Below are 24631 nucleotides of genomic sequence, written 5' to 3' on the forward strand. Positions count from 1 at the left end.
GGCAGGGACAGCGGTTGCGTGTCGGGGCCAGCCAAGAATACACGCCTTCGGCCCGGCGTCTCGCGGCTTCGCCGGTTCTGCCCTGGGCTGGCCCCTGCTGCGGTGCGCGCATCGCGCAAGCCGCAGTGGCTTTCCCGATTTCAGCGCCGGGGAGGCGAGAGGTCGGCCACCGGCGTCCAGATCACATCGTCTATCCGCGGCGCGGAGGTGGCCAGCATCACCAGCCGGTCGAAGCCGAGGGCGATGCCGCTGGCCGCGGGCATCTGCGCCAAAGCGTCCAGAAACTCCTCGTCGATCGGGTAGCGCTCGCCGTAGATCTGCGCCTTTTCGTCCATTTCCAGCTCGAAGCGGCGGCGCTGCTCGGCGGCATTCGTCAGCTCCCCGAACCCGTTCGCAAGCTCCACCCCGCAGGCATAGACCTCGAACCGCTCCGCCACGCGGGCATCATCGGGCGCCGGGCGCGCGAGCGCCGCCTCCGCCGCCGGATAGCGGTCGAGGACCGTCACGCGGCCATGGCCCAGATGCGGCTCGACCTTCTCCACCAGGATTTTCGACAGCAGGAAGGACCATGTGTCATCGTCGCGCACGCCGATCCCCTGCGCCCGGGCCTGCGCGCGCAGGGCAGCCGCATCGGTCTCGGCGCCGTCGCAAGTGGCCAGCAGGTCGATCCCGGCATGGCGCGCGAAGGCCTCGGCCACGCTCAGCCGCTCATAGGGCGCGAACGGGTCGCAGTCCGCGCCGCGGAAGCGCAGCCGCTCTGCCCCGGCTGCCTGCGCGGCCAGCCCGATCATCACATGGGTGTCGTCCATCAGAACGGTGTAGTCCTCGCCCGCGCGGTACCATTCCAGCATGGTGAATTCGGGGCTGTGCAGCGCGCCGCGCTCACGGTTGCGCCAGACATGGGCGAAGGCATAGATCCGCCGCTCGCCCGCCGCGAGCAGCTTCTTCATCGCGAATTCCGGCGAGGTGTGCAGATACATCGGCTGCGCGCGCCCGTCATTGCCGATCGCGCTGGTGGCAAAGCCGTGCAGATGCGCCTCGTTGCCGGGGCTGACCTGCAGCGCCGCCGGATCCACCTCCAGGAACTCCCGTGCGTCCAGCCAGCCGCCGATCGCGCGGCGAATCCGGTTGCGCGCCAGCAGCAGCGGGCGGCGGTCGGCGTGGCGTTCGGGAGACCACCAGGGCGTATCGGGCATCTTGCAGGCTTTCGACTGGAAATTCGCTTCGGGATGGTTTAGGCGCTCTGCCATCCGGGCGCCAGAGCCTGCCACGACCAACCAAGGACCGCATCTATGGCCAAAGTCATCGCCTCCTCGATCCGCAAGGGCAACGTCATCGACATGGACGGCGTGCTCTACGTCGTTCTCACCGCCGAGAACATCCACCCGGGCAAGGGCAACTCGGTCACCCAGGTCGAAATGCGCCGCATCCTCGATGGCGTGAAGGTCTCGGAGCGCTGGCGCACCGTCGATACCGTCGAAAAGGCGCATGTGGACGAGAACGAATACGACTTCCTCTACGAGGATGGCGAAGGCTTCCACTTCATGAACCCCGAAAGCTACGACCAGATCACCGTTTCGGGCGATGTGGTGGGCGATGCCAAGGTGCACCTGCGCGACGGGATCCGCGTCTGGCTGCTGACCCATGAGGGCGTGGCGCTGTCGATCGAGCTGCCGCAGAAGGTGACGGTGGAGGTCGAGGAGACCGAGCCGGTGGTCAAGGGGCAGACCGCTTCCTCCAGCTACAAGCCCGCCACCTGCACCGGCGGCATCCGCGTGATGGTTCCGCCGCATATCGGCGTGGGCACCCGCATCATCATCAGCACCGCCGACAACAGCTACGTCGAGCGCGCCAAAGACTGATCTGCCCGGCATGGGCGGCATTGGCCCCGGGGGAAACCCCGGGGCCTTTTGCATTTCGGATCAGAGGGTCACGGTGGTGATGACCTCGATATTGCCGTGGGTGGCGTGGCTGTAGGGGCAGATGCCATGGCCTGCGGCGGTGAGGCGCGCGGCGTCCTCAGCCGTGAGGCCGGGCAGGGCGACGTCGAGCCCGACCTTCAGGCCGAAGCCCTGATCCGGGCGCGGGCCGATGCCGACGGTGGCTTGCACGGTGATATCGACGGGCACGCGCGGCAGGCTCTTGTCCTGGCTGGCCGCGAATTTGATCGCGCCGAGATAGCAGGCGGCATAGCCCGCGGCGAAAAGCTGCTCGGGGTTGTTGCCATCGCCATTGCCGCCCAGCTCGCGCGGCGTGGCGAGCTTCACGTCGATGGCGCCATCGAGCGTACGCGCGCGCCCGTCGCGGCCGCCGGTGGCGATGGCGGTGGTGGAATAGGCGGGGGTGATCGGGGTGGTCATGAAGGGCTCCGTTGCTGACAATTAGATTGCGCGCAATTCAATAAACTGAAATCGGGCGGCTTGCAAGAAGATTGCGCGCAATGTATTTTGCCTTATGACCCAGACCCTCTCCCCAGCAGACATGATCTGCTACGCGATCTACGCCGCCAATCACGCGCTCACGCGGACCTATCGGGTCCTGCTGGACCCGCTGGGGCTGACCTATCCGCAGTATCTGGTGCTCACCGTGCTCTGGTCTGCGCCGGAGCCGCTGCCGGTGAAGGCGCTCGGGGCGCAGCTGCGGCTGGATTCAGGGACGCTGACGCCGCTGGTGAAGCGGCTGGAAGGGGCGGGGCTCGTGGCCCGAGCGCGCAATCCGAAGGATGAGCGCGAAACACTGGTCTCGCTGACGGCGGCCGGACAGGCGCTGCAGGCGCAGGCCGCCCATGTGCCGGAGGCAATCCTAGAGGCGACGGGGATGCCTATGGCGGAGCTGGTCGATCTGCGCGACCGGATCACCGCGCTGCGGGCGCGGCTGGACGGGGAGGCGGGCTGACGGCGGAGCGCGCGCTCAGGCCTTGCGCACCCGGATCACCACATCCACGCGGGTGATCACGGTGCCCGCGGGCGGGACCGGCAGGCGGGCGAGCTCCAGCTCCTCCGGCGGGGCATCGGTCAGCAGGTTCTCGTCCTCCCACAGGAAATGCGGGTGGTCGTCGATTCGGGTGTCGAAGTAGCTGCGGCTGCCGTCGACGGTGATTTCGTGCATGATGCCCGCATCGCAGAAGGCGCGCAGCGTGTTGTAGACGGTGGCGAGCGAGACCCGCTCGCCCCGGGCGCTGGCGGCGGCATAGAGGCTCTCGGCGGTGACATGGCGGTTCTGCCCGTCGCCGACCAGAAGTGCTGCAAGCGAAAGCCGCTGGCGCGTCGGCCTGAGGCCGCCCGCCACCAGCCATACGCGGCCGCGCTGCTGCTCATCCGCCGTCATCTTTGCGCATTCCCTGTCCATGAAGAAGATATAGGGCCTGCACCCGGCCCGTGACAATGAGAAAACCGCGCCGGAGGCGGGGCAGGCGGCGGGGCCGAGCGGCCTTGCACCGGCGCCCCGCCGGGTGATAAGGGAGTGCAAACCATTTGGGGGGAAAGGCTTCGATGACGCTCTATCCGACGAGTTTCGGTAAAGAAGACCTGCTGAAATGCGCGCGCGGAGAGCTGTTCGGGCCGGGCAATGCCCAGCTGCCCGCGCCGCCGATGCTGATGATGGACCGGATCACCGAAATCTCCGCCGATGGCGGGACGCATGGCAAGGGCCATGTGGTGGCGGAATTCGACATCACCCCGGATCTGTGGTTCTTCGAATGCCATTTCCCCGGCAACCCGATCATGCCGGGCTGCCTCGGGCTCGACGGGCTGTGGCAGCTGACCGGGTTCAACCTCGGCTGGCGCGGCTGGCTCGGGCGGGGCTATGCGCTCGGCGTGGGCGAGGTGAAGCTGACCGGCATGGTCCGCCCGGACCGCAAGATGCTGACCTACAAGGTCGATTTCACCAAGGCCGTGCAGACCCGCCGCCTGACAATGGGCGTCGCCGATGGTATCGTCGAGGCGGACGGAGTAGTGATCTATCAGGTCAAGGACATGAAGGTCGCTCTTTCCGAGAGCTGACCCAGAACAGGAGGCCATCATGCGCCGTGTCGTCGTCACCGGGCTGGGCATCGTCTCGCCGATCGGGAATTCCGCTGCGGAAGTGGTGGAGAGCCTGAAGGCCGGCCGCTCCGGCATTTCCGCGAACCAGGACATGATCGAGCGCGGCTTCCGCAGCCAGATCGCGGGCGCGGTGAAGCTCGATGTGGCCGAGCATGTGGAGAAGCGCACGCTGCGCTTCATGGGGCCGGGCGCGGCCTATGCCTGGATCGCGATGGATCAGGCGATCCGCGATGCGGGCCTGACCGAGGCGGATGTGTCGAACGTCCATACCGGGCTGATCGCGGGCTCCGGCGGACCCTCGACCTCGGCGATGTTCGCGGCGCATCAGGTGGTGCTGAATTCCGGCTCGCCGAAGCGGATCGGGCCGCTTGCGGTGCCGAAATGCATGTCTTCGACCATCTCGGCGAACCTGTCGACGGCGTTCAAGATCAAGGGCATCAGCTATTCGATCACCTCGGCCTGCTCGACCTCGCTGCATTGCATCGGTGCCGCGGCGGAGCAGATCGCCTTCGGCAAGCAGGATGTAATGTTTGCCGGCGGGGCGGAGGAGCTCGACTGGACGCTCAGCTGCCTGTTCGATGCGATGGGCGCGATGTCCTCGAAGTTCAACGACACGCCGGAGAAGGCCTCGCGCGCCTTCGACGCGAACCGCGACGGCTTCGTCATCGCGGGCGGCGGCGGCATCGTCGTGCTCGAGGAATTGTCGCACGCGCTGGCGCGCGGTGCGAAGATATATGCCGAGGTCACGGGCTTCGCCGCGACCTCGGACGGCCACGACATGGTGGCACCCTCGGGCGAGGGCGGCGAGCGCGCGATGCGGATGGCGCTGAAATCGCTGCCCGAGGGCCGCAAGGTGAGCTATATCAACGCCCATGGCACCTCGACGCCGGTGGGCGATGTGGGCGAGATCGAGGCGGTGCGCCGGGTATTCGGGCGCGGTCATACGCCGCCGGTGAGCTCGACCAAGTCGATGACCGGGCACAGCCAGGGCGCGACCGGGGCGGCCGAGGCGATCTATTGCCTGCTGATGCTGCAAGACGATTTCATCGCGCCCTCGATCAATGTCGAGACGCTGGATCCGGCGCTCGACCCGGCCGAAATCGCGACGAAAACCGTCCTCAACGCGGGCCTCGACACGGTGATGACCAACAGCTTCGGCTTTGGTGGCACCAATGGCTCCATGCTGCTTTCGAAATATCTGGGGTAATCCATGGCTGAACTGATGAAGGGCAAGCGCGGGCTGGTCATGGGCGTCGCCAATGACCATTCGATCGCCTGGGGCATCGCCAAGGCGCTGCATGCCGAGGGCGCGGAGCTGGCGTTTTCCTATCAGGGCGAGGCCTTCGGCAAGCGGGTAGCGCCGCTTGCGGCCTCGCTCGGCTCCGAATTCCTGCTTGATGTCGATGTGAACAACGATGCGAGCCTGGATGCGGCCTTCGCGCGGCTGAAGGCGGAATGGGGCAGCATCGATTTCCTCGTCCATGCCATCGCCTATTCCGACAAGAACGAGCTGGCCGGCCGCTTCGCCGATACCTCGCGCGAGAATTTCAAGAATTCGATGTGCATCTCGGTCTACAGCTTCATCGACGTGGCCCGGCGCGCGGCGGAGATCATGCCGGAGGGCGGCTCGCTGGTGACGCTGACCTATGGCGGCTCGAACCGGGTGACGCCGTTCTACAACGTGATGGGCGTGGCCAAGGCCGCGCTCGAGAGCTCGGTGCGCTATCTGGCCAATGACCTCGGCCCGCAGGGGATCCGCGTGAATGCGATCAGCCCCGGCCCGATGAAGACGCTGGCGGGCGCGGCCATCGGCGGCGCGCGCAAGACCTTCCGCTTCACCGAGGCAAACAGCCCGCTGCGGCAGAACGCGACGCTGGAGGCCGTGGGCGGCACCGCGGTGTGGCTCTGCTCCGATTACGGCAAATGCTCCACGGGCGATGTGGTGCTGGTGGATTGCGGCTTCCATGTGCTCGGCATGCCGCAGCCCGAGAACCTCTAGGCATCCTTGATATGGCGGAGCTCCTTGCGGAGCTTCTCCTGGCCTTTGCAGAATCCCTCGGCGTCGCCGTAGTCGCAGAAATCGCAATAGTGCCGGTGCGTGCCCTTCACCCGGGAGGCATGCTTGATCGGGCACCAGTATTTCTCGGTACGCCCGGCGATTTCGCGTGCTTAGGAAATCACCCCGTTGCCATAGGCGCAGTAGAGGCAGTTGAATTTCTGCAGCGCGTTCAGATAGGCCAGATACTGGCGGTCGAACACGATATGGTCGCGCGGCCGCACCTTCTGGATCCGGTACACCGGGAAGCAGATCGCCTGATAGCTGCTCACGAACAGGTCCAGCAGCACGAAGGGCACGATTCCCGCATAGATCACCGGCGCGGTGAGCACCACCAGCAGGTTCGTGCGCCGCAGGAAGGCCCAGAGCCGCACCCGGGCGCGGCGGTGCGCGGCGCGGACATTGTCCTCGAAGATCACCCGGCCGCGCTCGATCCGGTAATGCATCGCCGCGCGGCGGGCCTCCCATTCCTGTTCGATCCGGGTTTCCAAAGCGCTGAGGCGGGCCTGCAGATCTTCGAGCGTGTCGGGCATGGTCTTCTCAGTTCCTGAGGCTATGGTAACGGGGAACGGGGCTCTGCCAAGGGGAGACACAGGGACATGCGCAGTTTCCAGGCCGATGACGGCGCGCGGATCGCCTATCAGGACGAGGGCGAGGGCCTGCCGGTCTTGGCGCTTTCGGGGCTCACGCGGAACGGGCGGGATTTCGATTATGTCGCGCCGCATCTGCCGGGGATCCGGCTGATCCGGATGGATTATCGCGGCCGGGGCGGCAGCGATTTCACCGGCGCCGCCAGCTATACCGTGCCGCGCGAAGGGGCGGATGCGCTGCAACTGCTGGATCATCTCGGGCTCGCGCAAGCGGCGGTGCTCGGCACGTCGCGCGGCGGGCTGATCGGGATGTATCTCGCGGCCGTGGCGCGGGACCGGCTTCTGGGTCTCGCGCTGAATGACGTGGGGCCGGTGCTGGAAAAGGCGGGGCTGCAGCGGATCTTCGATTATCTGGGCCGGAACCCGGCGGCGCGCTCGCTCGAAGAACTGGCCGAGAAGCTGCCCGGCGCGCTTCCGGGCTTTGCCAACGTGCCGCCCGAGCGGTGGCGCGCGGAGGTCGCGCATCAATATGTGGAGCGCGACGGGCGGGTGGTGATCACCTATGATCCGGCCCTGCGCGAGCCTTTCGTTGCGGCCTTCACCGGCGCCGAGATCCCGACCGCCTGGCCCCTCTTCGATGCCTGCGCGGGGCTGCCGCTCTGCCTCGTGCGCGGCGCGAATTCAGACCTGCTCGGGGCCGATGCGGCGGCGGAAATGCGCGCCCGGCGGCCGGATATGATCTTTGCCGAAGTGCCCGACCGCGCCCATATCCCGTTCCTGGACGAGCCGGAGGCCGTGGCGGCGCTGCACGCCTGGCTCGATCTGATGCGATGATCCGACTTACGGGGCGGCTGATCTGCGCGAATGCGGCGGAGGCGGCGCTGGTGCGGGCGCATCTGCCGGAGCATATCGCGCGCACGCGGGCGGAGCCGGGCTGCCTGTCCTTCACGGTGGAGCCCGCGGCGGATCTGGTATGGACGGTGGCGGAGGACTTCGTGGACCGGGCAGCCTTCGCGGCGCATCAGGCGCGGGTACAGGCCTCGGACTGGGGCCGGGCGACGCGGGAGATCCGGCGCGACTACGCGATCACCGAGACGCCCTGAGGGCCCCGGCGCGCGGATCGCGCGCGCCGGTGGCAGGGATCAGGCCAGCATGGCCACAGGGTTTTCCAGGTTCTCGACGATCGCCGCCAGAAGCTGCGCGCCGAGCGCCCCGTCGATCACCCGGTGATCGACCGACAGCGTCATCGACATCATGGTGGCGACCTCGATCTGGTCGTCCTTGCCCACCACGGGCTTCTTGATGCCCGCACCGACGGCGAGGATCGCGCCATGCGGCGGGTTGATCACCGCGTCGAAATTCTCGATCCCGAACATGCCGAGGTTCGAGATCGCGAAGCTGCCGCCCTGGTATTCATGCGGCGCGAGCTTGCGGTCGCGGGCGCGTTTGGCCAGGTCCTTCATCTGCGCCGACAGGGCCGAGAGCGATTTCGCCTCCGCATCCTGCAGCACCGGGGTGAACAGCCCGCCCTCGATCGCGACCGCCACGGCCACGTCCGAGGCCTTCATCTTCAGCACCCGGTCGCCCGCCCAGACGGCATTGGCATCGGGCACCTGCTGCAGCGCGATGGCGCAGGCCTTGATGATGAAGTCGTTGACCGAGAGCTTCACGCCCCGGGCCGAGAGCTTGTGGTTCAGCTCGGTACGGAAGGCGAGCAGCGCGTCGAGCTTCACCTCGCGGCGGAGGTAGAAATGCGGGATCGTCTGCTTCGCCTCGGTCAGGCGCGCGGCGATGGTCTTGCGCATGCCGTCGAGGGTGACCTCCTCATAGGCGCGGCCCTCATAGAGCTTCGCGACATTGGAGGCCGCGGGCGCGGGTGCCGCCGCAGGCGCCGCGACGGGCGCGGCCGCTGCGGGCGCCGGAGCCGCCGCCGCGGGCTTCGCCCCCACCACATCGGCCTTCACGATCCGGCCATGCGGGCCGGAGCCCGCGAGCGTGGACAGATCCAGCCCCTTTTCGGCCGCGATCCGGCGCGCGAGCGGCGAGGCAAAGACGCGCTTGCCATCGGCCTTCGGCGCGGCCGGAGCCGCAGCCACGGGGGCCGCGGCCGGCGCTTCGGCCTTCGGGGCCGTCGCTGCCTTCGGCGCGGGCGCGGCCGAAGCCTCCTCGCCCTCTTCGACCAGCACGGCGATGGGCGTGTTGACCTTAACCCCGGCGCTGCCTTCGGGCACCAGGATCTTGCCCAGGATGCCCTCGTCCACCGCCTCGAATTCCATCGTCGCCTTGTCGGTCTCGATTTCGGCGATGATGTCACCGGATTTGATTTCGTCGCCCTCGCGCTTGAGCCATTTCGACAGCGTCCCCTCCTCCATGGTGGGGGACAGCGCGGGCATCAGGATTTCGGTTGCCATCTCTCATACCCCTCAGCGGTAGGTGACTTTCTTGACCGCCGCGACGATCTCGTCCGGGGTGATCAGCGCGAGCTTCTCGAGGTTTGCCGCATAGGGCATCGGCACGTCCTTGCCCGTGCAGTTGATCACCGGCGCGTCCAGGTAATCGAAAGCGCGCTCCATGATCACGGCCGACAGGTGGTTGGAGAAGGCGGCCACCGGCCAGCCCTCTTCCACGGTGACGCAGCGGTTCGTCTTCATCACCGAAGCAAGCACCGTGTCGTAATCCACCGGGCGCAGGGTGCGCAGGTCGATCACCTCGGCGGAAATGCCCATTTCGGCGAGCCGGTCCGCGGCCTCCAGCGTGTGCACCATGCCGATGCCCCAGCTCACCAGCGTCACATCGCTGCCCTCGCGCCAGATCCGCGCCTTGCCGAAGGGGATGGTGAAATCGGGCAGGTCCGGGACCTCGAAGGACTTCCCGTAAAGGATCTCGTTTTCGAGGAACACGACCGGGTTCGCATCGCGGATCGCGGTCTTCAGAAGGCCCTTCGCATCGGCCGCCGAATAAGGCATCACCACCTTCAGCCCCGGCACCGAGGCATACCAGGCGGCATAATCCTGCGAGTGCTGCGCGCCCACGCGGGCGGCGGCGCCGTTCGGGCCGCGGAACACCATCGGCGCCCCCATCTGGCCGCCCGACATATAGAGCGTCTTGGCGGCCGAGTTGATGATATGGTCGATCGCCTGCATGGCGAAGTTGAACGTCATGAATTCGACGATCGGGCGTAGGCCGCCGAAGGCCGCGCCGACGGCGATGCCGGTGAAGCCGTATTCGGTGATCGGCGTGTCGATCACGCGCTTCGCGCCGAATTCATCGAGCAGCCCCTGGCTGATCTTGTAGGCGCCCTGATACTCGGCGACTTCCTCGCCCATCAGGAACACGGTCTCGTCAGCGCGCATCTCCTCGGCCATGGCCTCGCGCAGAGCCTCGCGCACGGTCATGGTCTTCATCGGCGTGCCTTCGGGCCAGTCGGGCGAGGCGTTCGACACCACCGCAACCGGCGCCGCGGGCGCAGGCGCAGCGGCCGCGGCCGCCACCGGGGCAGGGGCAGCAGCCGGGGCCGCGGCGGCATCGGCATCGGCATCGGCGCTCTCGCCCTCCTCGACCAGCACCGCGATCGGGGTGTTCACCTTCACCCCGGCCGTGCCTTCGGCCACGAGCAGCTTGCCCACCGTGCCTTCATCGACCGCCTCGAATTCCATCGTGGCCTTGTCGGTTTCGATTTCCGCGATGATCTGGCCGGAGGTGACGCTGTCGCCCTCTTTCACCAGCCATTTCGACAGCGTGCCTTCCTCCATCGTGGGGGAGAGCGCGGGCATCAGGATTTCGGTTGCCATCGTGTCAGTCCCTCACGCGTAGATATCGGTCCACAGCTCGCTCAGCGCGGGCTCCGGGCTTTCCTTGGAGAATTCGGCCGAGTCGTTGACGATCGCCTTGATCTCCTTGTCGATCGCCTTCAGGTCCTCGTCGGTGGCGTGGCCACCCTCGACCAGCAGCGCGCGGACATTCTCGATCGGGTCGCGCTCGTCGCGCATCTTCTGCACTTCCTCGCGGGTCCGGTATTTCGCCGGGTCCGACATGGAGTGGCCGCGGTAGCGGTAGGTCATGATTTCCAGGATATACGGCCCGTTGCCCGCGCGGCAATGCGCCACGGCCTTTTCGCCCGCAGCCTTCACCGCCAGCACATCCATGCCATCCACCTGCTCGCCGGGGATGCCATAGGCCACGCCGCGGCCGAACAGCGTCTGCGACTTCGTCGAGCGCTTCACCGAGGTGCCCATCGCATATTGGTTGTTCTCGATCACGAACACCACCGGCAGGCCCCAGAGCTCGGCCATGTTGTAGGTCTCGTAGACCTGGCCCTGGTTTGCGGCGCCATCGCCGAAATAGGCGAAGGTCACGCGGCCATTGCCGAGGTATTTGTCGGCGAAGGCCAGCCCCGCCCCGATCGGCACCTGGGCGCCGACAATGCCATGGCCACCATAGAAGTGGCGCTCCTTGGAGAACATGTGCATGGAGCCGCCCTTGCCGCGGCTGTAGCCGCCCTCGCGCCCGGTCAGCTCCGCCATCACGCCGCGCGGATCCATGCCGCAGGCGAGCATATGGCCGTGGTCGCGGTAGGAGGTGACGCGCTTGTCGCCTTCCTCGGCCGCAGCCTCGAGGCCCACGACGACCGCTTCCTGCCCGATGTACAGGTGGCAGAACCCGCCGATGAGCCCCATGCCATAGAGCTGCCCGGCCTTCTCCTCGAAGCGGCGGATCAACAGCATTTCGCGGTAATATTTGAGCAGATCGTCCTTCGAGACATTGGCGCCTTCGGGCGCTCCGGTCTCGGGGGTCTTGCGAGTCGCCATCAGGCTTCCTCCCCTGTGCGCAGATAGTTCAACGTTAAACCATCTCATACAGCATGGGGCCGCGCGGCGCAATCATTTGGTGCCGGGCATGCGAAAGCCCGCGCGCGCGGGGCGGCGGGCCTCAGCCTAGGGCAGGCAGTTTCAGCGGATGACGATCTCGTCGGGGCGCACGGTGCCCAGCACTTCGCGCGCGCGCTCGTCGAGCAGGTCGAGGTCGAGGAAATCGTCGGAGAGCCGGTGCGTGAGATTGGCCATCTTGCGCGCCTCGGCCTGAAGCGAGTTGCGCTCCGCGGTCAGGCTCGCGATTTCGGCGTCGATCTGCACGCGGCGGAACATGCCGTAGGAGCCCTGCAGCGCCGCGAAGGTGAAATAGACGCCAAGCACGAAGGCGAAGAAGAAATAGATGAACGGTCCGACCGAACTGCCCTTGCGGATCATGCTGCTGCCCCTTGGTGCGGCCGTTTCCCGGCCTTTGGCGCAGGATGCCACAGCCCCGCGCGCCTGGCCAGATCCTTCGTCGCGGCTATTGCTGGATGCTCTTGATATATTCCATCAGCCGCACCAGCCGCAGCGGCGTCGGCGTCGGGATGCCGTCGCCGGTATCATAGAGGATCGTCGGCCCGTCGAGCATCTGCGAGAAGGCGGGCATCTTGCCCGGATCCGCGCCCATCATGCGGCCGTGCTCGGTATAGCCCACCACCTTCGACATCACCCGCGCCTCGGGGAAATTGCCCTCGTTCATCCGCGTCAGGTCGGCCAGCGGCGTCGGGTGCAGCTTCATTTCCCGGGCCAGCGGCCCGGGTGCGGTGCCATCGCCATGGCAGGCCGCGCAATAGGTCTGGAAATCGTCCTTCGCGGCGGGCAGGCGCTGCGTCTCGTCGACGCAGGCCGCGAGCAGCAGGGGGACGATCAGCAGGGGGATGACGCGCATGGGGATCTCCTTTGCGCCGATGGGATCACGCGCGCGTGAGGAGCGCAAGCCACCCGCCTAATCGCCGATCACCAGAAGATCCGCCGCCCTGAGCCCGAGCACCACCGTCTCGCCAACCTGCGGCGGGCTGGTGAGGCTGTTGTTGAACGTGTCGAAGGCGATGATCTGGCCGCCGAGTTCGGCGCGCAGCCGGATGACCGAGCCCAGGAAGTCCACGGAGCGGATGGTGCCGGTGAGCGCGGTATCCTGGCCGTTCTGGCCGAGGCTGATCGCCTCCGGGCGCAGGCCGAGCGTGACCTTGCCGGCGGGCAGGGCGCGGTGCAGGATCACTTCGGTCCCGGCGAGGCGGACGCGGCCGCTGGCCGGATCCAGCACCTCCGCCTCCATCGTGTTCAGCGTGCCGACGAAACCCGCGACGAAGCGCGTCGCCGGGCTGTTGTAGATCTCGAACGGCGTGCCGACCTGATCGGCGATGCCCGCATGCATGACCACGATCCGGTCCGACATGGAGAGCGCCTCTTCCTGATCGTGGGTCACGAAGATCGTGGTGATCCCGAGCTCCTTCTGGATCGTGCGGATCTCGTTGCGCAGGCTCACCCGGACTTTCGCATCCAGCGCCGAGAGCGGCTCATCGAGCAGCAGCACCTGCGGCTTCGGTGCCAGCGCGCGCGCCAGCGCCACCCGCTGCTGCTGCCCGCCCGAGAGCTGAAACGGATAGCGCCCGCCCAGATCCGGCAGACCGATCAGCTCCAGCATCTCGAGCACGCGCTTCGCGATCTCGGCCGAGGGCGCGCCCTTGACCTTGAGCCCGAAGCCCACGTTCTGCGCCACCGTCAGGTTCGGGAACAGCGCATAGGCCTGGAACACCATGCCGATGTTGCGCTGGTTGGGGCGCAGGCCGGTCACGTCCTTGCCGTCGATGCGGATGCTGCCGGAGGTGGGGGTCTCGAAGCCCGCCACCATGCGCAGCACCGTGGTCTTGCCGCAGCCCGAAGGCCCGAGCAGCGAGATGAACTCGCCCTTCTCCACGGCAAGGTTGAAATCCTTCACCACGCGGGTCGGGCCGAAGGATTTCTGCAGGTTCTGGATCGTCAGGAAGCTCATGCGCGCGCCTTGTCGTGTTTCGAGAGACGGGTAACGAGCTGGATCAGCCCCATGCAGGCCCAGGTGATGACGAAGGCGATGGAGGCAAGGGCGAAGGGCTCGTAGGCGCGGTTCGCGCCCATCAGTTGCAGGTAGGGGCCGAAGGCCGGCCGGTTCAGCAGCGCCGCCATGGTGAATTCGCCCATGACGATCGCGAAGGTGACGAAGGCGCCCGAGAGCACGGCCACCAGCGTATTGGGCAAGATCACCCGGGCGAGGATCGTCACCCAGCCGGCGCCGAGGCTCTGCGCCGCTTCGGTCAGCGTCGCCACGTCGATCGTGCGCAGCCCGGTATCGACCGCGCGGTACATATAGGGCAGCGACAGCGTCATGTAGCCCACCAGCAGCAGCACGTTGGTACCGAGCATGGTGCCGGTGAGCGGCAGCCAGCTCGAGGTGTTGTAAAGCCGGATATAGCCGAAGACGATGACGATCGCCGGGATAACCAGCGGCATCAGGGTGACGAATTCGATCCAGGGCCGCAGGCCGGGCAGCTTCAGCCGCACCCAGAAAGCCGTGGGCACCACCAGCAGCACGCCGAATACGATCGTCAGCAGCGCCATCATCACCGAATAGCTGAAGGTCGCGCGGAATTGCGGATCGGCCAGCACGACGCGGTACGCCTCGAAGCTGTATTCGCCGCGCTTCATGGAGAGGGAGAATTCCACCATGCCCACCAGCGGCAGGATGAAATAGAGCGCCCCGAGGAGCAGGATGGACCAGGCCGCCGCCTTCTTCATTTCAGCCACCTTTCGGAGCGCATCCGCAGCCAGATATAGAGAATGTTGGCGATGGCGGTGACGATGATCATGCCCATGGCCATGGCGTAGCCCAGATGCGGGTTGCCCAGAACGTCGCCGCGGATCTGCGCGAACAGCATGATCGGCACGATGTTCAGGCTCGATCCGGTGAGCGCGATGGCGGTGGCAACGGCACCGAAGGCATTGGCGAAGAGCAGCGCGAAGGTGCCCAGGATCGAGGGGAACAGGATCGGCAGCGCCACCATCCGCCAGTATTGCGTGGCCGTGGCGCCCAGGCATTCGGCGGCCTCGCGCCATTCGCGGCGCAGGCCATCGAGCGCGGGGGTGATGATCAGGATCATCAGCGGGATCTGGAAGAACAGATAGGTGATCGTCAGGCCCCAGAAGCTGAGGATATTGAAGCCCATGGCGCGCAGGTTGATGCCGAAATGGGTCTTGAGGAACACCGTCAGCAGCCCGAGGGGGCCGAGGGTCGCGAGGAAGGCGAAGGCCAGCGGCACGCCCGCGAAATTCGAGGCCACGCCGGAGAAGGTGAGAAGCGGCGCCCGGATCGCGCGCGGCAGCCCGCCCAGCACCACCGCCGCCGCCATCAGGAAGCCAATGAGGCAGCCGAGCAGCGAGGAGGCGACCGAGATCTTGATCGAGATCCAGTAGCTGGAGAGGATCGAGGGCGTGAACAGGCCGCGCAGGTTTTCCAGCGTGAAGCCGCCCTCCGGCGTCTGGAAGGCGCCGAGCACGATCTTCATCGTCGGCGCGATCAGGAACAGCAGGATGAACAGGCCAAAGGGCAGCAGGCCCATCCAGGCCAGCGAAAGGCGCCTGCGCGCCACGGGCGGGGTCGAGGTATCGCTCACGCGCGGAGGCTCCGGGGAACGGGGCCGCTCCCGGGACGGGGGCGGCGGTCGGAGGGGGCGCGCCGGGTCCGGCGCGCCGGTCGATCTCTAGGGCCGCGCGGCGGCCGGATTACTGGACGTTGGCGCCCACGACCTTGTCCCAGCCGCCGGTGACCGCGGCCTTGTTCGCGGCCTGCTCGTCCAGCGTCGGGAAATAGGCCTTGGCATAGGCTTCGGCCGGGGGCAGCGCATCGAGCAGCGCCTGCGGGATCTTGCCGGCGGCCGACATCGCGTTGAAGCGCGCCGGGTGGCAGTAGCCCTTCAGCCAGGCGAGTTGACCTTCATCCGAATACAGGTATTCCATCCACAGCTTGGCCGCGTTCGGATGCGGCGCATGGGCCGAGATGGCCTGCACATAGACGCCCGCGAGCACGCCCGAAGCCGGGATCACCACCTCGGCCGGCGGGTTGCCGTTCAGGCCCGCGCGCCATTCGAGGGCGTTGTAGTCCCAGGCGATGACGATCGGCGTCGCGCCCTGCGCGAGGGTACCGGCCTTGCCGATGGTGGGCACGAAATTGCCCGAGGTGTTCAGCTTCTTGAAGAATTCGAGGCCCTTTTCGCCCGATTCCTGGCCCGCCTTCGCGCCTTCGGAGAGGCCCGCCGCCAGAACGCCCAGGATCGCCTGGTTCGAGGCGCGCGGATCGCCCGCGAGCGCGACCTGGCCCGCATATTCCGGCTTCAGCAGATCCGACCAGTCGGAAGGGACCTTGTCCACCAGGTCCTTGTTCACCATGAACGACATCACGCCGTAATAATCGGCGTACCAGTAGCCCTCGGCGTCCTTCACTTCGGCCGGGATCTCGTCCCAGGTGGAGACCTTGTAGGGCTGGATCAGCCCTTCGGTCTTCGCCTGCGGGCCGAAGGAGAGGCCCACGTCGATCACGTCGGGCGCCTGCGGGCCGGTGTTGCCCTTGTTGGCGCGAATCGCTTCCAGCTCGTCGGCCGAGCCCGCATCGGGGTTCAGCTCATTCACGGTGATCTCGGGATATTTCGCCTTGAACCCGGCGATCACGTCGCCATAGCCACACCAGGAATGCGGCAGGGCGATGGTGGTCAGCATGCCTTCCTTCTTGGCGGCAGCTTCCAGCGCGGCGAGGTCCTGCGCCTGCACCAGGGCGGTCGAGGCCAGCAGGCTCGCGGCACCGGCAAGGCCGGAGATCAGCCAGCGCGTCGAAATCGTCGTCATTCCTATCTTCTCCCTATGAACGGAGTCCGGGCCCGGGATGGGCTGCGGACGGGCCTAGGCGCCTTCTGTGACAGTCTCGCGACACGGACGCCTTGTTGGCGATGAACGGGTGGTTTTTGTTGACCCGCCGGTCAACTCTTGCCCGATTTCCAGAATGTTGCAACAAAACTGTCATCTATCTGACAAGTTTAGCAGAAGTCCGCGGCCTGCGAAGGGGCTTCGCGCGGATAGAATGCCGCAAAGGCGGGCATTGCGCGAAGCGCGGTTATCTGCGTCCATGGCCGGCGCAACAGGGGGTGCGCTGGCCGGCGACTCGGACTATGCTGCGATGCAGAGTGCCGAGGGGCGCCGCGGCACGGAGGGGGACGCATGGTCGGCAAGGTGATCACGGTGGCGCAGCAGAAAGGCGGCGCGGGCAAGACGACACTGGCCGTCAATCTGGCGACTTTGTTGATGAAGCAAGGACAGCGCGTCGCCCTGCTCGATACCGATCCGCAGGGCTCTCTCGGGCGCTGGTTCATGACGCGGCGCGCGGCTCTGGGCGATGCGGGGGTGGATTTCTCTACCTCTTCCGCCTGGGGGGTGAGCTACGAGGTCGAGAAGCTGCGCAAGCTCGTGGATGTGGTGATCGTCGATACGCCGCCGAAGGTGGACAGCGACCTGCGCCCGGCGCTGCGCGAGGCGGATGTGATTCTGGTCCCGATCGCGGCGAGCCTCGTCGATCTCTGGGCTACGGAAGGTGTGCTGGACCTGGCCCGGCGCGAGGGCAAGCGGCCGAAGCTGGTGCTGAACCGGGTCCGGGGCGGCACCCGGCTGGATGCCGAAGTCCGCGCCGCCGCAGCCGCGCTGGAGGGGGACCTGCTGCCGGTCGCGCTGGCGCATCGGGTGGTCTATGCCGAAACGCTGGGGCAGGGGCTGGGCGCGGTCGAGGCTGCGCGCACCGGCCCCGCGACGGCGGAGGTCACCGCGCTCCTGCATGCGGTCATGACGGCCTGACCTGCTCCAGCGCCGCGCGCAGGGCCGGCGCGAGCGCCTCCCGTTCGGCTTCGGAGAGGAATGCGCCGATTTCCACCGGCCGCGGGCCGCCTTCCAGCGTGAGATACTGCGGCACCGGGCCATCGGCGCGCCGCTGCAGCCGGACCCAATGCGGATGCGCCTGCCAGTGCCGCGCGCGCCCATCGGGCTCGGTGCGGGTCAGCTCCACCCGGTCCGGCGCGATCAGCAGCACTTCGCGCATCTGCCCGGCGGCCACATTGCGCCGCAGCGCCAGCCACAGCCCCCCGAGGGCCGCGAGCAGGAACGGCAGCACGCCCCAGAGCACCGGCGAGCCGAGCACCGCGATCAGCGGCACCGCCATCAGAGTGGCTGTCGTCCCGATCACCCAGACGAAGCCGGGCGCGTTCAGCGACTGCTGCGGCCAGAGCTCCAGGCGGACATTTGGCGGCGTCCCGCTCCAGCGGCAGGGCATGGCGGACCTCCCCAGGTACCTCTCAACGCTAGCCACGGGGGCGGCGCCGGTCAATCCGGGCGAATCGGCTGGAAGGCGAAGCCGAGGGCCGGAGGTCGCGCGATGCATGTAAACCGGGCCCTGCCGCGCAGAGCCCGCGCGGCGCAGGCTCCGGCCATGACCGGGCGGGATTTCGCCGAACGTTCATGGTTGCGAAACGATGGCGCCGAAAAAAGCGTTTGCCATGGCAGGCTTCCGTAGGGGAAGGGCGCCGGGTGGGGATAAAGCCCCTGTGCATTGTGCAGCTGCGGAAACAATCCGCTCATGCGACGGCGGGGACCCGCCGACAATTTGCCCTAAGATTCAACAAATGGTTAATAAATAGTGAAATTGCGCTACCTGCCTTGGCGGATTCCTGCTATACAGAAGATGCCCTTAGAGGGGGCTTGGCCGAAAGGCTCTGGGGTGAATGGTGCGCATCCATGGATGCATGTTAGAGATTGATATCGGCTTCGGCCGAGGATCAGGGAGCCTTCGGGCTCCCTGATTTTTTGGCCTCCGGCCGTGGCGCGCGGTCAGAGGCTCTGCCCGAGCGGGCGCACCTTCAGCCGCATGATCCGGTTGTCCTTGCGCGCCATCACCTCGAAGCGGAAGCCGTGGAAGGCGAAGACCTGCCCCTCCTCGGGGATCGTCTGCGCCTCATGGATCACCAGCCCGGCGATGGTGTTGGCCTCGTCATCGGGGAGCGACCAGTCCGTCTCGCGGTTCAGGTCGCGGATCGTCATCGCGCCATCGACGATATAATCGCCGCCCTCCACCGCCTGGATCTGCTTTTGCGCCTTCGGGTCCATCTCGTCGGTGATCTCGCCGACGATCTCCTCGAGAATGTCCTCTAGCGTAACCAGGCCGCGCAGGTCGCCGTATTCGTCCACCACCAGCGCGAAATGGCTGCGCCGTTTCAGGAATTCGCGCATCTGCTCGTTCAGCGGCGTGGTTTCGGGGATGAAATAGGGCTTCATCGAGACCTTGAGCACATCGAGGTCGGAGGCGCTGTCGAGCTTGCCGTCGCCTTCGCGCAGGAACCGGTTCACCGCGCGCAGCAGGTCCTTGGCATGGATCACGCCGACCACATTCTCGCGCTGGTCCTTGTAGAGCGGCAGCCGGGTATGCGGCGAATTCAGCACCGCGGCGAGGAGTTCGTCGGGCGGCAGGTCGGCATCCAGCATCTCGATCTGGCTGCGGTGAAGCATGATCTCCTCCACCGTGCGGTTGTCGAGGTCGAGCGCGCCGAGCAGGCGGTCGCGCTCCTCCTTGTCCACCGAGCCTTCCTCGGCCCCGAGCGCCAGCGCCCCGGCGATCTCCTCCTTGACCGAGAACATCGACTGGTCGTCATCGGTGCGCATGCCGAACAGCCGCAGGATCGCGCGCACAAGCAGCCGCACCACCGAGACGATCGGCGTCAGCGCGAGGACGAGCGCGTTGATCGGCCGCGCGACGCGGCTCGCCACCGTTTCGGGCGCGGAAATCGCATAGGTTTTCGGCATCACCTCGGCGAAGATCAGCACCAGCACCGTCATCACCAGCGTCGCCAGCGCCACGCCGCTGCTGCCGAAGGCGCGGGTGAACAGCGCCGTCGCGAGCGAGGCGGAGAGGATATTGGCGACGTTGTTGCCAAGCAGGATCGCGCCGATCAGCTTCTCGCTGTCCTCGATGGCCGTCATCGCGGCATCGGCGCCGCGGTCTCCGCGATCGGCGCGCGCGCGCAGCTTGGCGCGGCTCGCGGCGGTCAGGGCCGTCTCGGAGGCCGAGAAGAAGGCCGAGAGCAGCAGCAGGCACAGGATCGCGCCAGCGGTGAGCCAGAAGACGAGGTCGAGCGGGGTGTCAGGGGGCAGGTCCATGGGGCGGCACTATGAGGGGCAAGCGTGCGGGCTTTCAAGCCCCGCGCGCGAGGGGATGATGGCGCAGCACCAGCTCGCGCAGGTGGTCATCGACGACATGGGTGTAAATCTCCGTCGTGGAGAGGTCGGCATGGCCGAGCAGCATCTGGATCGCGCGCAGATCGGCGCCGCCCTGCAGCAGATGCGTGGCGAAGGCATGGCGCAGCACATGCGGCGTCACGCGGGCCGGATCCAGCCCGGCGGCGAGGGTGATTGTGCGCAGCAGCACGTTGAACACCTGCCGCGGCATGAAGCCCTCTTTCGCGCGCGACGGAAACAGGAAGCGCGACGGCGGCTGGCGCAGCTTCACCCGCGCGGCCTCCTCCGCCGCGTCGCGCAGCGCGAGCCAGGCGCTCAGGGCCGCGCGGGCGGGCGGGCTCAGCGGCACCATGCGCTCCTTGCTGCCCTTGCCGCGGATCAGCAGCATCGCCGGATCGCCCCGCGCCGCCGCCACCGGCAGCGAGACGAGCTCGCTCACCCGCATTCCCGTGGCATAAAGCAACTCCATCAGGCAGCGGTTGCGGATCCGGTCGGCCTCTCCGCGCCCGGTCCGGCCCGCGGCCTCGAGCAGCTGGCCCACCTCAGAGACGCTGAGCGTCTTCGGCAGCCACGTGGAGGTGCCGGGGCCCCTGATGCGCAGGGCCGGGTTGTCGGCGCGCCAGCCCTCCTCATAGGCGAAGCGGAACAGCTGCCGGATCGAGGCCAGCCGCCGCGCCCGGGTGGATTTCGCCAGCCCCTCGGCGGTGCAGCGCACCAGATAGGCCTCCACATCGTCGCGCGTGAGCGTGGCCAGCCGCAGCCCGGAATGGCCGGCGAAAGACAGGAAATCCGCGAGGTCCCGCCCGTAGGAGAGGACCGTGTTGCGCGCGGCGCCCGCTTCGGCCGCCTGCGATTCCAGAAAGGTCTCGACCCAGCGGTGATCGGGCCAGGACTGCGCGGCGGCTGGCGGGGGCTCCGGCGCGGGGCTCATCCGTTGCGCTCCAGCACGAGCATCTCGATCGCGGTGCGGCGCGCGACGGTCTCCTGCCCGAGGCTGCGCAGCAGCAGCAGCCCGTTCTCCACCCGCCGGTAATCGCCGCGCGCGCCTTCGGTGATATCGTCGAGCGCATTCAGCAGCGCCTCGCCCTCGCGCCCGGGCAGAAGCTCGGCAAAGGCCGCGGGCGCCGCGGCCGAGGGGGCATCGAACACGCGCTTGAGCATCAGCCCGAGCTGATCTTGCGCCTCGAGCCCGGAGGTGTCGCCGAGGGCGATGCCACGCAGGATCTCCTCATCAGGATCGAGCGGGCTGTGCGCACGCGCCACCGCTTCAAAATCATCACCCAGAAGCCCGAGATGGAAGCGGATCCGCGCCGCATCCTCTGGCAGGGTCTCGGCCATCAGCCGCGCGCCGAACATCGCCGCGAGCGCAGGCTCCAGCTCCTGCGACTGCATCGCATCCCAGGCCGCGGGCAGGAGTTGCGCGACGCGCGCGGGCTTGCCGGACCCGAGCGCCGCATCGAGCCGCGCGATTACCATCACCCGGTCCCAGACCCCGCCCGAAGCGGAGGCTTTCTCCTGCGTATAAAGCCCGAGCAGCTGGTTCGGATCCAGCACGCCCATCCGGGTCAGCCGTTCGGCCGCCTCGATCTGCGCCTTCCAGCCGGCGTTTTCCTTCAGATCGGCATGGGCGAAGGCCAGCGGCAGCGGCCCGGTGGGCAAGGGCTCGCCGATCGCCTCCATCATCCGGAACACCAGCGGCGAGGGCCGCGTGGGCGGCGGCAGCGGCTCGGCGGAATCGGCCAGCTCCGGCTCCAGGAACCGGGCCAGAAGTTCGCCCATCTCGGCGTCGATCGCCCCGAGCGCCATGCCGCTGTCATAGCTCAGCGCGGCTGCCTGCCAGTCCCCGGAGCGCGCGAGGCAAAACACCCGCGCCGGGAAGGAGGGCGCCACGCCCGGCGTCTGCGCCATGATCGCGCAGGCCTTGTCCTCTTCGCCCAGAAGCAGCGCCACATCGAAGCGGCGGCGGAAAATCTCGGCATCCTCATTGGGCGCGAGTTCCAGCAGCGCCATCGCCTGATCCAGCGCGCCGATATCGAGCAGCCGGTCCACCCGGGCCAGGAACAGCGTGTTGCGCGCGTCGGGCGCCGGGTTGCGCGGCGGCGCGAGCTCGGTGAGCATCAGCTCGATCAGGAAGGACTGCACCGATGGCAGCGTATCGACCCGCTCCTTGCGCAATAGCCCGGCCAGCTGCGCTTCGGGCGTATCCCCCCACAGATCCACGGGCAGGCCGGATTTCGCGGCGCTGACCAGCCCGATCCCATCCGCCGAGGGCACCCCGATATCGGACATCTGCACCGGTTCGTCCCTGAGGCCCGAGACCGGAGCCTCCCCCGCGACCGGGGGGCGCACCGCCACCGAGGCGCGCGGCGACAGGCCAGCCTTCGGCGCCCCGCCGCCCGGCTGCGCGGGCGCGACGGCGACCGGCGTGGCCACCGAGCGCGACAGCCAGTCGATGGCCGAAAGCGGCGCATCCTCCGCCCAGAGCGGCAGCGGCCAGGCCAGCCCGGAGAGCAGCACGAATGGAGTCAGAGGCCGCATGCGCTCAGTTGCCACTCGCTCCCCCGGGCAGGGTCACATCCATGCGCTGCTCCTGCGTGGCCGGTGTCAGATCGCCCAGATAGGCATAGCCGATCATCCCCAGGATCCCCAGCAGCAGGAGAATCACGATCGCAAGTAGTATCCGCCCCATGCGTCTCTCGTTTCCGTTCTTGTTGTCGTTGTCTGCGTCTTGGTCTGCGTCATGCCGGTTCTGCAAGGGGAATTGGTGCCCATACAGAAACGGCGCGGGTCCGGAGGCCGGCCGCGTCTGCGGCGACGATTATATATGGCATTTCCGGGAAGTTCACGCCATTCAGGGGCGGGATTATCACGATTGCGCAAGCGATCGCCAGGCGAGGGAATTTCATGGGGCAGGGATCCGGGGGGGCGGGGCTGGCGGCGCTGCGAAAGCCGGTCGTGCTTGTCGGCATGATGGGCGCGGGCAAGACCGCCGTCGGCACCGCGCTGGCCCGGCTTCTGGGGGTTCCGTTCCTCGACAGCGACGAGGAGATCGTGAAGGCCGCGCAGATGTCGATCCCCGAGATCTTCGAGCGCGATGGCGAGCCCTTCTTCCGTGCCCGCGAAACCGAGGTGATCGGCCGCCTGCTGGCGGACCGCCCGGCGGTGATCTCCACCGGGGGCGGCGCCTTCATGGCGCCCGTGAACCGCGAGCTGATCGCCGCGCGCGGGGTCTCGGTCTGGCTGAAGGCGGATCTGGAGCTGCTGTGGCAGCGCGTGCGGCACAAGAACACGCGGCCGCTGCTGCGCACTCCCGATCCGAAAGGCACGCTCGCGGGCTTGCTTGCGCAGCGCGAGCCGGTCTATGCGCTGGCGCAGCTGGCGGTGGAGGCGGAGCCGAAACTGTCGATCGAGCAGATGGCGCAGAAGGTGGCGGGGGCGCTGCAGGCCCAGCCCGGAGTGATCGGAGAAGCATGATGCGGAACGTGGTGCGGGTGGAGCTGGGCGCGCGGGCCTATGACGTGCGGATCGGCGCGGGGCTGCTGGCCGAGGCCGGGGCGGAAATGGCGCCGCTGCTGCGCCGGCCGCGCGTGGCGGTGATCACCGATGAAACCGTGGGGCGGCTGCACCTTGAGACGCTGCGCGCCGGCTTGGGCGATGTCGCGATGGAGGTGCTGACGCTGCCTGCGGGCGAAGCCACCAAGAGCTGGCCGCATTTCGAGCGCGCCTGCGAATGGCTGCTTGCGCAGAAGGTGGAGCGCAAGGATATCGTCGTGGCCTTCGGTGGCGGGGTGATCGGCGATCTGGTGGGCTTTGCGGCGGCCGTGCTGCGCCGGGGCGTGCGCTTCGTGCAGATCCCGACCTCGCTCCTCGCGCAGGTGGACAGTTCTGTCGGCGGCAAGACCGGCATCAATGTGGCTGCGGGCAAGAACCTGATCGGCGCGTTCCACCAGCCGTCTCTGGTGCTCGCAGATATCGACGTGCTGGGCGCGCTGCCGCCGCGCGACCTGCTCGCGGGCTATGGCGAGGTGGTGAAATACGGCCTTCTGGGCGATGCGGCCTTCTTCGACTGGCTGGAGGCGCAGGGCCCGGCGCTCGCGGCGGGCGATGCGGCGGCGCGGCTGCATGCGGTGACGCGCTCGGTACAGATGAAGGCCGAGATCGTCGCGCGCGACGAGACCGAGGAGGGCGACCGCGCACTCCTGAACCTCGGGCATACGTTCTGCCACGCGCTGGAGGCGGCGACGGGCTATTCGGACCGGCTGTTGCATGGCGAAGGCGTGGCGATCGGCTGCGCGCTGGCCTTTGAGCTCAGCCAGCGTCTCGGGCTTTGCGCGCAGGAAGCGCCCTCGCGGGTGCGCGCGCATCTGAAGGCGATGGGGATGAAGACCGATCTGGCCGATATTCCCGGCACGCTGCCCGATGCCGATGGCCTGATCGCGCTGATGGCGCAGGATAAAAAGGTGCTCGACGGCAAGATGCGCTTCATCTTGGCCCGCGATATCGGCGCGGCCTTCGTCACTTCCGACGTGCCGCGCGATGTCCTCAAGGGCCTGCTCGAGGATGCGCTGGTGGCCCGCTGACAGCGCGGCCTGAGGCAAATCCGCACATCCCCCTCTCTGCGCTGGCGCACAACGCGGCCCGGCGCTATATTGCGCGCGCAGAAACAACTTTGATGATGTGACCGCCCCCCGACGGCATCTCTGTGCCAAGGTGGGTCTGCGATGATCCACAAAGGAGGACGGTCATGTCGGAGATTATCACGGTCGGGCTCGATCTGGCGAAGAATGTGTTCCAGGT

28 protein-coding genes are annotated in these 24631 nt (G+C 67.5%); 10 read left to right on the forward strand and 18 right to left on the reverse strand.

What is annotated here, in order from left to right; translation table 11 throughout:
- Nucleotides 1–140 precede the first annotated feature (140 nt).
- A complete protein-coding gene (gene epmA / locus ACOMG5_RS09100; protein WP_420343509.1) occupies nt 141–1196 on the reverse strand; it encodes an EF-P lysine aminoacylase EpmA in 1056 nt (351 codons plus the stop codon).
- A 96-nt stretch (nt 1197–1292) separates the two neighbouring features.
- On the opposite strand from epmA, the gene efp reads away from it, so the two are divergent.
- Nucleotides 1293–1862, forward strand: coding sequence for an elongation factor P (gene efp, locus ACOMG5_RS09105; protein WP_420343482.1), 570 nt, complete (start codon nt 1293–1295; stop codon nt 1860–1862).
- A gap of 60 nt (nt 1863–1922) precedes the next feature.
- On the opposite strand, the gene ACOMG5_RS09110 is transcribed toward efp, so the two are convergent.
- The gene (locus ACOMG5_RS09110; protein WP_420343483.1) at nt 1923–2360 is read right to left on the reverse strand and encodes an organic hydroperoxide resistance protein; all 438 of its coding nucleotides are present in this window, start codon (nt 2358–2360) and stop codon (nt 1923–1925) included.
- A 121-nt stretch (nt 2361–2481) separates the two neighbouring features.
- Here ACOMG5_RS09110 and ACOMG5_RS09115 point away from each other — a divergent pair, with 121 nt between their 5' ends.
- Complete coding sequence (locus tag ACOMG5_RS09115; protein ID WP_420343484.1) at nt 2482–2895, forward strand: MarR family winged helix-turn-helix transcriptional regulator; 414 nt, start codon at nt 2482–2484, stop codon at nt 2893–2895.
- Between the two features lie 15 nt (nt 2896–2910).
- Here ACOMG5_RS09115 and irrA read toward each other — a convergent pair whose 3' ends face one another.
- Complete coding sequence (gene irrA / locus ACOMG5_RS09120; protein ID WP_420343485.1) at nt 2911–3327, reverse strand: iron response transcriptional regulator IrrA; 417 nt, start codon at nt 3325–3327, stop codon at nt 2911–2913.
- Between the two features lie 164 nt (nt 3328–3491).
- Here irrA and fabA point away from each other — a divergent pair, with 164 nt between their 5' ends.
- Genes fabA through ACOMG5_RS09135 form a run of 3 tightly spaced genes read left to right on the forward strand, consistent with a single transcriptional unit; the run spans nt 3492 to nt 6042 of the window.
- Nucleotides 3492–4001 carry a bifunctional 3-hydroxydecanoyl-ACP dehydratase/trans-2-decenoyl-ACP isomerase gene (gene fabA, locus ACOMG5_RS09125; RefSeq protein ID WP_420343486.1) on the forward strand — a complete coding sequence of 170 codons (510 nt, stop codon included), beginning with the start codon at nt 3492–3494 and terminating at the stop codon, nt 3999–4001.
- Between the two features lie 19 nt (nt 4002–4020).
- The gene (fabB, locus tag ACOMG5_RS09130; protein ID WP_420343487.1) at nt 4021–5250 is read left to right on the forward strand and encodes a beta-ketoacyl-ACP synthase I; all 1230 of its coding nucleotides are present in this window, start codon (nt 4021–4023) and stop codon (nt 5248–5250) included.
- Between the two features lie 3 nt (nt 5251–5253).
- Nucleotides 5254–6042: an enoyl-ACP reductase FabI gene (locus tag ACOMG5_RS09135; RefSeq protein ID WP_420343488.1), complete on the forward strand. Its 789-nt coding sequence runs from the start codon at nt 5254–5256 to the stop codon at nt 6040–6042.
- A gap of 170 nt (nt 6043–6212) precedes the next feature.
- Here ACOMG5_RS09135 and ACOMG5_RS09140 read toward each other — a convergent pair whose 3' ends face one another.
- A complete protein-coding gene (locus ACOMG5_RS09140) occupies nt 6213–6632 on the reverse strand; it encodes a hypothetical protein (protein ID WP_420343489.1) in 420 nt (139 codons plus the stop codon).
- Nucleotides 6633–6698: 66 nt separating this feature from the next.
- On the opposite strand from ACOMG5_RS09140, the gene ACOMG5_RS09145 reads away from it, so the two are divergent.
- Both ACOMG5_RS09145 and ACOMG5_RS09150 read left to right on the forward strand, forming a co-directional pair.
- Nucleotides 6699–7523, forward strand: a complete 825-nt coding sequence (locus ACOMG5_RS09145; protein ID WP_420343490.1) for an alpha/beta fold hydrolase — start codon at nt 6699–6701, stop codon at nt 7521–7523.
- On the forward strand, nt 7520–7792 hold the full coding sequence (locus tag ACOMG5_RS09150; RefSeq protein WP_420343491.1) for a putative quinol monooxygenase: 273 nt from the start codon (nt 7520–7522) through the stop codon (nt 7790–7792). Before ACOMG5_RS09145 ends, ACOMG5_RS09150 begins: the two co-directional genes overlap by 4 nt.
- A 39-nt stretch (nt 7793–7831) precedes the next feature.
- Here the strand turns inward: ACOMG5_RS09150 and ACOMG5_RS09155 are convergent, their stop codons facing one another.
- From ACOMG5_RS09155 to ACOMG5_RS09195, 9 genes are all read right to left on the reverse strand, one after another.
- The gene (locus tag ACOMG5_RS09155) at nt 7832–9100 is read right to left on the reverse strand and encodes a pyruvate dehydrogenase complex dihydrolipoamide acetyltransferase (protein WP_420343492.1); all 1269 of its coding nucleotides are present in this window, start codon (nt 9098–9100) and stop codon (nt 7832–7834) included.
- 12 nt (nt 9101–9112) lie between these two features.
- Nucleotides 9113–10480, reverse strand: coding sequence for a pyruvate dehydrogenase complex E1 component subunit beta (locus ACOMG5_RS09160; protein WP_420343493.1), 1368 nt, complete (start codon nt 10478–10480; stop codon nt 9113–9115).
- A 12-nt stretch (nt 10481–10492) separates the two neighbouring features.
- Nucleotides 10493–11497, reverse strand: coding sequence for a pyruvate dehydrogenase (acetyl-transferring) E1 component subunit alpha (gene pdhA / locus ACOMG5_RS09165; RefSeq protein ID WP_420343494.1), 1005 nt, complete (start codon nt 11495–11497; stop codon nt 10493–10495).
- Between the two features lie 141 nt (nt 11498–11638).
- Complete coding sequence (locus ACOMG5_RS09170; protein WP_420343495.1) at nt 11639–11935, reverse strand: FtsB family cell division protein; 297 nt, start codon at nt 11933–11935, stop codon at nt 11639–11641.
- An 85-nt stretch (nt 11936–12020) separates the two neighbouring features.
- Nucleotides 12021–12428: a cytochrome C gene (locus tag ACOMG5_RS09175; protein WP_420343496.1), complete on the reverse strand. Its 408-nt coding sequence runs from the start codon at nt 12426–12428 to the stop codon at nt 12021–12023.
- A 57-nt stretch (nt 12429–12485) separates the two neighbouring features.
- Nucleotides 12486–13532 carry an ABC transporter ATP-binding protein gene (locus ACOMG5_RS09180; RefSeq protein ID WP_420343497.1) on the reverse strand — a complete coding sequence of 349 codons (1047 nt, stop codon included), beginning with the start codon at nt 13530–13532 and terminating at the stop codon, nt 12486–12488.
- Entirely contained in the window at nt 13529–14311 is a 783-nt protein-coding gene (locus ACOMG5_RS09185) for an ABC transporter permease (protein ID WP_420343498.1), read from the reverse strand. The genes ACOMG5_RS09180 and ACOMG5_RS09185 overlap by 4 nt, the downstream gene beginning before the upstream one ends.
- The gene (locus ACOMG5_RS09190) at nt 14308–15132 is read right to left on the reverse strand and encodes an ABC transporter permease (protein ID WP_420343510.1); all 825 of its coding nucleotides are present in this window, start codon (nt 15130–15132) and stop codon (nt 14308–14310) included. The genes ACOMG5_RS09185 and ACOMG5_RS09190 overlap by 4 nt, the downstream gene beginning before the upstream one ends.
- A 163-nt stretch (nt 15133–15295) precedes the next feature.
- Complete coding sequence (locus ACOMG5_RS09195) at nt 15296–16411, reverse strand: ABC transporter substrate-binding protein (protein ID WP_420343499.1); 1116 nt, start codon at nt 16409–16411, stop codon at nt 15296–15298.
- A gap of 369 nt (nt 16412–16780) precedes the next feature.
- Here ACOMG5_RS09195 and parA point away from each other — a divergent pair, with 369 nt between their 5' ends.
- Nucleotides 16781–17407 carry a ParA family partition ATPase gene (parA, locus tag ACOMG5_RS09200; protein WP_420343500.1) on the forward strand — a complete coding sequence of 209 codons (627 nt, stop codon included), beginning with the start codon at nt 16781–16783 and terminating at the stop codon, nt 17405–17407.
- Here the strand turns inward: parA and ACOMG5_RS09205 are convergent.
- The 5 genes from ACOMG5_RS09205 to ACOMG5_RS09225 all read right to left on the reverse strand — a co-directional run bounded on the left by ACOMG5_RS09205 (nt 17394) and on the right by ACOMG5_RS09225 (nt 22523).
- A complete protein-coding gene (locus ACOMG5_RS09205) occupies nt 17394–17879 on the reverse strand; it encodes a DUF2244 domain-containing protein (protein WP_420343501.1) in 486 nt (161 codons plus the stop codon). The two genes, parA and ACOMG5_RS09205, sit on opposite strands and share 14 nt — an antisense overlap.
- Nucleotides 17880–18433: 554 nt before the next feature.
- Nucleotides 18434–19756 carry an HlyC/CorC family transporter gene (locus ACOMG5_RS09210; protein ID WP_420343502.1) on the reverse strand — a complete coding sequence of 441 codons (1323 nt, stop codon included), beginning with the start codon at nt 19754–19756 and terminating at the stop codon, nt 18434–18436.
- 34 nt (nt 19757–19790) lie between these two features.
- Nucleotides 19791–20765 carry a site-specific tyrosine recombinase XerD gene (locus tag ACOMG5_RS09215; RefSeq protein WP_420343503.1) on the reverse strand — a complete coding sequence of 325 codons (975 nt, stop codon included), beginning with the start codon at nt 20763–20765 and terminating at the stop codon, nt 19791–19793.
- Nucleotides 20762–22372 (reverse strand): hypothetical protein, encoded by a 1611-nt coding sequence (locus tag ACOMG5_RS09220; RefSeq protein ID WP_420343504.1) that lies wholly within the window; start codon nt 22370–22372, stop codon nt 20762–20764. The genes ACOMG5_RS09215 and ACOMG5_RS09220 overlap by 4 nt, the downstream gene beginning before the upstream one ends.
- A gap of 4 nt (nt 22373–22376) precedes the next feature.
- A complete protein-coding gene (locus ACOMG5_RS09225) occupies nt 22377–22523 on the reverse strand; it encodes a hypothetical protein (protein ID WP_420343505.1) in 147 nt (48 codons plus the stop codon).
- A gap of 215 nt (nt 22524–22738) precedes the next feature.
- On the opposite strand from ACOMG5_RS09225, the gene ACOMG5_RS09230 reads away from it, so the two are divergent.
- Nucleotides 22739–23308 (forward strand): shikimate kinase, encoded by a 570-nt coding sequence (locus ACOMG5_RS09230; protein WP_420343506.1) that lies wholly within the window; start codon nt 22739–22741, stop codon nt 23306–23308.
- On the forward strand, nt 23305–24414 hold the full coding sequence (aroB, locus tag ACOMG5_RS09235) for a 3-dehydroquinate synthase (RefSeq protein ID WP_420343507.1): 1110 nt from the start codon (nt 23305–23307) through the stop codon (nt 24412–24414). Before ACOMG5_RS09230 ends, aroB begins: the two co-directional genes overlap by 4 nt.
- Nucleotides 24415–24631 lie beyond the last annotated feature (217 nt).

This window comes from Paenirhodobacter sp., from assembly GCF_041916475.1.
In the GTDB taxonomy this organism is placed as follows: domain Bacteria; phylum Pseudomonadota; class Alphaproteobacteria; order Rhodobacterales; family Rhodobacteraceae; genus Rhodobacter.